This is a genomic window from Sulfuriflexus sp., from assembly GCF_032250955.1.
Classification (GTDB): domain Bacteria; phylum Pseudomonadota; class Gammaproteobacteria; order AKS1; family AKS1; genus Sulfuriflexus.
In genome coordinates this window covers 1-9,002 of sequence record NZ_JAVVES010000087.1, presented here as the reverse complement: position 1 = coordinate 9,002, position 9,002 = coordinate 1, and the positions used below count along the sequence as shown (strand labels likewise).

Here is a 9,002-nt window from a genome sequence, read left to right as displayed (position 1 = left end):
CTGAAATCGCCTTATATCACGCGCTTGGAGCGCTACCTGCCCCGAAAACTACCCATGAATTTTTCTGACGAGGCATAAAATGGAATTTGAACTGTAGCTCACGAATCGGTGCAATATCACCCACCAGCAGCGCCACAAACAATTCATACGCCCTTACCAGGGCCTGTTGGCCAAGCGGTGAATCGATCACCTTCCGGGCATTTTCGTTGGCGCGGAGCAACAGGTTCTGCTGCTCGGTATTCAGTTTTTCGTTTAGCTGGTCATACCATTCATGCCCCATGAAGGACTGGCCATCGACAATATGATTCAGGAAATCGACAAATACCGGGGTTACCGGCAGTTGCTGATCGGAGAGTTTTATCTCAATCCCCATGATGTCCCGCTTTTCTGTCCAGCAATCGCTGGAAATTGTCCAGCGATAACAGGTGTGCATAGATATAGTACATGTATTTTTTCTCTATAAATTCATGCAGCCGCGTTTCCGAAAGCCCTTGTAATTTTTTTTCATTTATACGGTACATATCTGTTATGTGGTATCGCTTGCCAGTTTCGCCAAAGGCCTGCGCCTCGAAGACCTCGAATAATCCCTGTTCCGCCAGCGTTGCCGCAAACCGCTCTGTCTGCTGTCGGGCCGTCTCGTATTCCTGCATAAAAGCTTGCATACGTTCCCAGGCCTCACCTGCTTCGCCGTCCGCATTGAAGAAGGGCTCCATCGTCTCGCTGAGGGCCGACTCGTCAACACAGACAAGCGGTTTGCTCGCCTCATCACTGCCAAGCTCGGCCACACAAAAGGGATAACGCCGGACATAGGCGGGGATATAGGTCTCCCTGTCCCACTCACCAGCATCAGATACGAACAGGTTGCTGCCACTGGTAAACGAGGTCACGATCATCGGCGAGTATCGCTGCTGCGCCTCGCTAAAACTGAAGACAACAGGGTAGTGCCGCGAAGCCTGCAGGAATTCTGCACATGCTATGTAGATCGCATTGAGGCTTGCGGCAAAACCTGCTGACCCGGTTGTTGCAAACCCCAGGCCGGTGTGTTTTTCCTTGTCAAACGGGGCAACTGCAGCATAGCCGGGGGGGGCGATCAGCGGCATGTTCCTGTCAGCCCTGGTAACGACTATTCACAGGCATTGCCGGCAATGAAATCATCGCCTTCACTGGCAAGCGGGTCCGGCAGGTTATCCACCTTGAGAATACCCGGTGCGTCGGCTAACTGCTCCGGTGGCGTATTCCAGCTCGTCGCGTAGCCAAACTGGCCGGCATTGTATTGGCGGCTACCGCCACCGTTAGTGAGCACAATACCGCCGCTACTTACGCCTGTATACAAACCGTCTTGCGGCGCGGGCACGCCCAGGTTTGCCAGGTCACCGCAATTGCCGCTGCAGTAGCGCACAACATAATCCGTGCCGCGAACACCAAGCGTGGCCACTGGTGTCTTGAGTTTATAGGTGGACGGATCTTTCTTCGCCACTGCACCGGTAACTGCGCGCAGGCCACCCTTGACGAGATTAAATACTGACTTGCCTACGCCCTTTTCGGGGTTCCTGAATTCTTCCACGACGAGCTTCGTCTCCGGGCGCAGCAACATCACGCCGCCATCGGTGTACTTCAGTTTTACAAAGGATTTTTTTTGCGTCTCGAAGGTATCACCTTCAAAAAATGTTCCGCCGCGTTTTAACTTCCGAGGCTTGCCCGCTGCATCAATGACGCTCGCCTTGCCGATGAGCAGCACGATTTTGCCGGCAGACGCTTCCGTTGCCGCCGCATTAACCGTATTCAGTGCCGCCAGCAGGAACAACACTGACAGGCCTTTTATAATGTAATGCATTCTCATCATGAGCAACTCAGGTTAAGGTTATTCCTGACGCCACCTTCTTCAATGGCCACGCTACCTTCCGGCTGTTCTTCATCATCGCGGTCTGGATCATCAACTGTCGTCCCGCCGCTGGTGCCGCCGCCCACCTCGTCAATCAACACCGTCGGGAATACGGCCGAGATAACACTAATGAGCCCGGTGCCAATCACATTTTCAATGCCGATCACCGTCGGTGTCGCCGTCAGGAAGATCAGGTTTTTGCTGCCGATATCAATCAGGCCATTCTGGCCGATTTGAATATCGGCATTATGTAACGCCCCGCCGAGCGCCATGGTCGTACCCGTGAAGTGGGAGAAATGCCCCGACTCGGTATAATTGGTCAGTTGCGTACCCGGCGTGGAAGATTCAAAACCAATTGAGTTTGTCGCGGTAAACGGCAGCATCTGCACCAGCAGGTTCGGGGCACTGCTTGTGCCGGCCAGTGTCAGCTCATTGGCAGCAAGGAACAGGTAGCGGTTTGCCTGCGTCAGCGAGCCAACATCGAGATTGAGCGTACCGCCGGAAATAAAACTCGCATTGGGTAAAGAGGAACCATTGCCATCCGTGATTCCAGCCGCGGCCAGGAAGCTCGTCAGCACGTCATCCCCCGTTACCCCCGGCACCGTACTCGCGCCTACATCAAAGCCCTCCAGCGCGGTCAGGTCCCCGCCGGCATATACGGACACGGCATCGGCTGTGAGCGGGCCATTAACAGTGCCGGCACCACCGAAGGCGAGCTTGACGATATCCGCCGTCAAGCCACTGGACGAACCCAGCCAGATTGTCGAGGCTGCCGTGCGGGCCGTATTGTCGACATAGATATTGCCAGTGACCGAGCCGCCACTGCTTCCATAGATACTGACGCTCGGCGAGTTGGTGCGGATGTTGGTATTGCCCGGCGTGTAGATCTGTATGTTGGCCGCCGTTAACAGTCCGCTACCGGATACCGAACCGGCGCCTCCCGAGCCGTCACCATAACCTGCACCATCAATCTGAATCCTCGCGGCTGCAGCGCCTGATGCCGTCACATTGCCATTCAGGGTTACCGCACCGGTCGCACCTATATCTATTTTTGCATTCGTGCTGCCACTCACGCTGAGATTACCATTGACGGTTACGCCTGCGCCGCCTCCCCTGACGTATACGTGCGCATAGGATCCCCCTGACAGGCTGGTATTGCCATTGAGTGTGACCCCGCTATTCGCGGCATAGGAAACGCTACCGCCATATGACGCCGCCGTACTCAGGCCGACATTACCATTGACCACCAGGTTACCGCCGCCGCCGCGGACGGCACCGATATAGGTATTTGAAGAAGTCGTGATCGTGTTTGCCGTCAGGGTGACATTTTTACCGCGCAGATCATTAACCTTGGCAATCGTCCCGCCCTGGGCGACAAGACCGAGATCGCCATTCACATCAACACTATAATTATTCATATTAATCGTGCCGCCGGTGGTCGGCGTGAATGTCGCCGCGGCGGCACAGAAAGATGAACCCGCGCACGGCGCCCCGATACTGCCGATACCGACGGTCAGGTTGCCGCCGTAAGACGGGTTGCCTGCAACACTAACATTCGTCATAAAGTTGATTGAATTGGTGGCGGCAACAATGACATTGTTGCCATTCAGTGAATTCTCGATGTTACTGGCATTAATCTGGTTCGCCGCGGCGCCACTGAATACGATATCGACATCGGCCGGGTCGATCAGCAGCGTGCCGCCCGTGCCCAGTTTCACGGTATCATCGGCGAACAACAACGATTCGTGACCGCTGACCTCGACAAAACCGCCTTGCCCGACCACTGCCGAGCCACTCGCCACATCGATCAGCGAACCGCTCTGGACATTGAGTGTGCCATCGGCAATCACGCGCACCACCCCGCCAGTGCCCGTCCCGTCTCCACTCGCATCAATCAGGCTACCGGGCTCGAGGTCAATATCCTGATCCGTACGCACGATCACGGCGCCGCCGTCGGCACCAGCGGTGCCGCTGGCGTCGAGTGTGCCGCTGTTAACAATGTCGCCGCCTTCGCCAAGCAGGAAGATTTCGCCATTTTGCTCCGCGATGCCGTGTGCCTGCACCAGGCCAGTGTTATTCACGGCTGTCGCGGTCAGCGCGTTACTGACCTTACCTGTGAGTACCACCCGGCCACCATCGGCGATCAGGTCGCCGGCGTTCTCGACCCCGGCCAGTTCGGTGGCAGTCGCGGCATCAACACTGAAATTCACCAGGCCATCGCCCTCGATATCCAGTGTCACTTCGCCACCGGCGAGCAGGGCAACCTGCCCGTAACTGGCTTCAATAGTGCCGTTATTTTCAACACGATCACCGGCCAGCACGACATAGCCTTTTTCGCGCGCGCGGATAATACCGTCGTTGACGACCGAGGCACCGCTTCCGTCATTACTCGAGCTGAACAGGTAATTACCGTTCATGAAGTCTTCGTCACGAATGTCCATCGTGCTGGCGACCAGGCCGCCCACATCCAGCGTCGCACCGGGACCGAAATAAACCCCGTTGGGGTTAATGAGGAAGACCTGGCCGTTGGCACTCAGGTTACCGAGCAGGCTGGAAGGGTCACCACCGGTAACACGGTTAAGCGTTACTGATGACGCATCTGGCTGGTTGAACTGCACATACTCGCTACTACCGATCGAAAAACTCTGCCAGTTGATTATGGCCCTGGCGCTGCTCTGGTCGATGACGGTGCCCTGTGTACTCGGCGAATTGATGCTCGCCGTGCCGCCGACCACATCACCACCAACCGGGCCCGCCAGTACCGCGGCCGGACAGGATGACAGGATTGCCAGGAGCTTCTTGCTGAGTTTGTTTATTTTCATCATCTCAGAACCGTGCCGTCATGTTTACCCAGAAACGTCCACCGGAACGATCATCAGTGGTCTCATGTGCATCGATCGGTCTTGCATACTCCAGATCCAGCGTGAAATTCTTCGCCGGCAAAACGGTTACCCCGAGACCCATGCTGGTAAGGTTTTCCTCTTCATCGATACCTGCTGCTTGCTTGCGGGTTACGCGGCCGGTATCAAAAAACAGCCGTGCGCTGCCGGGCAGGGTACCTTCCAGGTTGAAGCGGCGGCGCAGTTCGGTGGTAAACAACAAGCCCTGATCGCCGCGCACCTCGGCCGACGGAAAACCGCGCACACTGCCCTGCCCGCCGATACTGAATTTCTCACTGTCCACAAGCGGGTCGGCAGATACCGCGACCACTCCGCGGAAGAACACCGACCAGTCCCGGTTCAGGTAACGGGTATGATTGCCGTCGACAACCAGCTTGGCCTTTTGCGCATTTTCTTCGGATCCATCCTTATTACTGCGCAGGTTAGTAGACAGCACCGCGGATACGGCAGACGCGGCATTATTTGCGTGAATCTTGTTAAAGAGTACGCTGCCCTCCAGCAAAGTGATGTCCTCGTCGCTGGTCGGGATACCGAGTGTACTCGACTCCGAGGCGTTACTCCCCAGGCTTAGCCCCAGCAGGATATTTTGCCGGCGGCTGCGCTGCCATGGATGACTCAGGGTGAGCTTGAAATTTGTTGTTTCGCCCTCGATGTTCAGGGCCTCGAACTGCCCACCAACGTTATAGTCGATATAGGAAAAGACCCCGCCAAGCCGGGTGCCGCGGTTGTTTACCGGGCGGTTATAGGCAAGGCTGGCATAGGTAAGCCGACCGGCTTCACTACGCGTGCCACTGAAGACAAACTGATCGCCGACGCCGCTCAGGTTATTCATCGTCAACTCTGCCTCCAGTCGCCATTCACCGACCTCGACGCGCCCGAAGTTGTTCAGACTGATCTTGCCTTCAACAGGCTTTTCTTCTGACTTGATAATAAGGTCTGACGTGCCGTAAGCGGGGCCGGGACGGACTACTGCACGTGAACTCAACCCTGGCAGGTCATTCAGCAGCAACAGTTCGCGTTCCAGCGCCTCGAGGCCCACCGCCTGTCCCGGTTGCGCCGTGCCCAGGTAGCCGTTGATAACCTCACTTGAATATTTCCGGTTGCCTTCAAAACGTACCTCGTTCAACAGGCCCTCGATGACCTCGAACCGGATAATGCCCAGGCTCACGCGCTGGGCAGGCACCACGACACGCGCCAGGGAATAACCGTTATTGCGATAGTAATCGGTCAGCACCTCGGCGGCGGCGTAGATTTCCTCGAGGGTCAGCTTCTGGCCTTGCAATTCCCTGATCAGCCCCAGCAACTCCTCGCTGCTAAAGGCAACGTTACCTTCAATCTCGAAGCGGTTAACCTGGATACGTTTCTGATCTTTTGCCGTCGGCCGCGGCGGCGTTTCGGCTTCAATAGTCGGTACGCCATCCGTGGAGGGGGTTTGCAGTGTCGGGGAGGTAAACGGCTCGCGAACGGTACCGGGACTGGGCGGGTCAACGGCGCAAACGCTGCCCGCGTGTCCCAACAGTAATGAGAAAAAAATCACCCTCGCAGGCAACATTGTGGTTATTCTTTGCATTCTTCCCCCGGACAGGTTTCATCGCGCCGGTGGCCGGGCTGAAACCTGTTGCGACGCCATGTTTCCCATGGCTGTCGCTGTACCTGATTAGTATAAGAATAATTGTACGCGCCTCCTGTAGCGCAGACAATCGGGGGAGTGTTCCCGCCTGTAGGCATTTTCCGGTTATTGGCGATAATGCGCCTCGGCTCCTGGCGGCCAGGATAATACTTTATAAAAATACCAAATTAAGCGGCCATCGTGATGCGGGTCACCGGGCCCGGGCCGCAATATTCTCCAGGATGGCTGCTGTTATGTCCGGATTGTTCGCCTCCAGGTAGCCCAATAACGGGCGCTGCTCGGCGCTGAGACTACCGGTCAGCTGGAAACAGCCATTCAACTCAAAGATGATCGGCAAGCCGTTTTTATCCAGTGCATAATCGACCAGCCCGTAATCCAGCCCGAAATGTTCAAATATCCGCACCAGCTTATCCGCCGCCACATCGCCCTCACCATGAATGAAGGCCTTTTCCTCGGTCAATAATTCAGGATACCGGGACATATATTCGCGGCTGGCCAGATCCAGCAACCATTCCTGGCCGATCATCAAATGGCGGCGGAATAACCGTCCGCCCGCATAGATCAGGCGGTATTTGCGGTAACGCCCATCCGACGAGATAAAGTCCACAAAATCAGTTACATAATACTCGTCCTCCGCCGGCTGCCAGGTTGCCACCTGCGTGTCCGCCAGCTTAACCAGCCCCTTGCCGCCATGTGCGCCGGTGGGCCGGATCAGGACCGGCAACTGGTGAGCCTGGCCCAGGAGATGTTCCTCAAGAGTGGATGACGAGGCCGCGAAGCGCGTGCTGCGTGGAATCCGAATCTGTTCGTCATGATACGCGCTCAGGCGATCACGGGTGCTGGCCAGTATCGCGGCGGGGGCATTGGTGACGGGCAAACCTGTCTTGTTGACAAGCTCCTGCAGCATCCCGAGCGAACGCTGTTGCCTGGAGGCATCGCAGATGCAGTTCACGATCACATCGGCCCCTGCCACGTTGATCTCCGTCGGCTGGCCCAGGTAGGCATACTCTGCCTGCCAGCCCCTCGCCGTCAGTGGCGCTATCAGGGCATCGATGAGTGGCAGGTTTCCCGGGAACGCTACCCCGGCCTGTATTTGCTGCAAGCTGACGTGGCCGATCAGATCATCAGGGATACCGAGGGTGAAGAGTATTTTCATCTGTCCGCTTGTCTCTACGCATCTGCCTGGCGCGAATAATCATTGCCCGTTTTTGCAAGTATCGCCAGCAGCTTGTTAATTGCCTGCCCACCATCGACATGTGCATAGCGTGTGGCAAAAGATTCGGCTGCCTGCGTGTACCGGCTATCTGTCAAAAGCAGGTGTAATTTTGCCGCCATACCCTCCGGTTTCAGCAAGGGTGCGTTCAGGCCCGCGCCCAGGGCGACAACCCGCTGCGCAAACAGGAACTGCTCCAGGTGCAGTGGCAACAGCAGGAGGGGGCAACCCGCCAGGAGGAATTCAACTGCCGTGGTATGCCCCGCATGGGTGATCGCCAGGTCGCACTGGCGGCCGGTTTCAGTAATGTTCAGGTTATTATTGGTAAAATGAAGGCTGTCACAGGCGAACCTCTCCAGCTCAGCGGTTATCTCACCGGCATAGTAAACCAGCGTGGGGTTACCCTTTTGCGCCAGTGTTGCCAGCAAAGAGGGTAGCGTCTCAAACGGCTTCAGGTAGGCAAAAATCCGCTTGCCGGTGCCGGCAGGCCAGACCGGCAGATCACCCTCATTATCCGGCACCAGTCCCGAGTACTCTGACGCCGGCCTCTCTGCAAGGTGATCCACCTCCTTGAAGGTAGTCAGTATTTTTGCATCCGTTGCAAAGATATCAGCAAGCCTTTGCAGGGGCGTCATGCCCAGCGTCGCGACCGCGGCATTGACTGTTGCCAACACCTGGTTTTCTTCCTTGACCAGCCTGGCTTGATCCACCTCCTTCCAGAAACGCATATTGGGAAAGGGCGTGACCTCCGGCGGCACAATAAAGCCTGAACCGATTTGCACTCTTGGCAAAGACATATCGCGGCTGGCTAACAGTGCACCCGGGCTGAAATCAGTAACAAGCATATCCGCCTGCACCGACTCGATAAGGGTCTGCCAGGCGTCCAGATGCCGGACCAGTATGCCGACATCATGAAAAAGCACATTATGCAGCAAGTGGGCATAGGTACATACGGGGACAATCGGGTTGTGTGTGTTCTGAATATTGCGCGGCGCCTGTCGCAAGTGGATATTCATCCCTGCAAACATCGCCTCTGCCCCGTCAAGCGAGCGCATCGCAAACCAGACCTCGTGGCCGGCGGCGATTAATGCCCTGAACAAGGGACGGTGGCACCATGAGTGCCCCATGCCTCCGCCTAATTCCCATGTAAACAGTATCCGCGCCATGTAAACGGACGGTAATCGATTCGCTGGTTAATAACAAACCGTGCCGGCGTTCACACTTTCTCACTGGTTTACTTGTTTGCTGACCCGGACGGTAGATAATTTCCTTCACAATGTTTTTGAACTCATGGCAAAATAAATGGCTCTTCCCCAGATGTGGTGGGTAAGATTTACCGTATAACACCATCAGGATAAAGATCCAGTCCGCCAAGGT

The 9,002-nt window shown here is 56.2% G+C and carries 7 protein-coding genes; all 7 read right to left on the bottom strand.

The annotated features are described in order from the left end of the window. Positions 1–16: 16 nt before the first annotated feature. The 7 genes from RQ738_RS12425 to RQ738_RS12395 all read right to left on the bottom strand — a co-directional run bounded on the left by RQ738_RS12425 (position 17) and on the right by RQ738_RS12395 (position 8,752). Positions 17–373, bottom strand: coding sequence for a hypothetical protein (locus RQ738_RS12425; protein WP_314165566.1), 357 nt, complete (start codon positions 371–373; stop codon positions 17–19). Further along, a complete protein-coding gene (locus RQ738_RS12420; RefSeq protein WP_314165565.1) occupies positions 363–1,100 on the bottom strand; it encodes a SapC family protein in 738 nt (245 codons plus the stop codon). The genes RQ738_RS12425 and RQ738_RS12420 overlap by 11 nt, the downstream gene beginning before the upstream one ends. 23 nt (positions 1,101–1,123) lie before the next feature. Continuing rightward, positions 1,124–1,843, bottom strand: a complete 720-nt coding sequence (locus RQ738_RS12415; protein ID WP_314165563.1) for a FecR domain-containing protein — start codon at positions 1,841–1,843, stop codon at positions 1,124–1,126. Further along, positions 1,840–4,704: a filamentous hemagglutinin N-terminal domain-containing protein gene (locus tag RQ738_RS12410; RefSeq protein WP_314165562.1), complete on the bottom strand. Its 2,865-nt coding sequence runs from the start codon at positions 4,702–4,704 to the stop codon at positions 1,840–1,842. Before RQ738_RS12410 ends, RQ738_RS12415 begins: the two co-directional genes overlap by 4 nt. A gap of 4 nt (positions 4,705–4,708) precedes the next feature. Further along, entirely contained in the window at positions 4,709–6,352 is a 1,644-nt protein-coding gene (locus RQ738_RS12405) for a ShlB/FhaC/HecB family hemolysin secretion/activation protein (protein ID WP_314165561.1), read from the bottom strand. Positions 6,353–6,602: 250 nt separating this feature from the next. Continuing rightward, positions 6,603–7,568 (bottom strand): hypothetical protein, encoded by a 966-nt coding sequence (locus tag RQ738_RS12400; protein WP_314165559.1) that lies wholly within the window; start codon positions 7,566–7,568, stop codon positions 6,603–6,605. Positions 7,569–7,582: 14 nt separating this feature from the next. Next, positions 7,583–8,752, bottom strand: coding sequence for a glycosyltransferase (locus tag RQ738_RS12395; RefSeq protein WP_314165558.1), 1,170 nt, complete (start codon positions 8,750–8,752; stop codon positions 7,583–7,585). Positions 8,753–9,002: the final 250 nt, after the last annotated feature.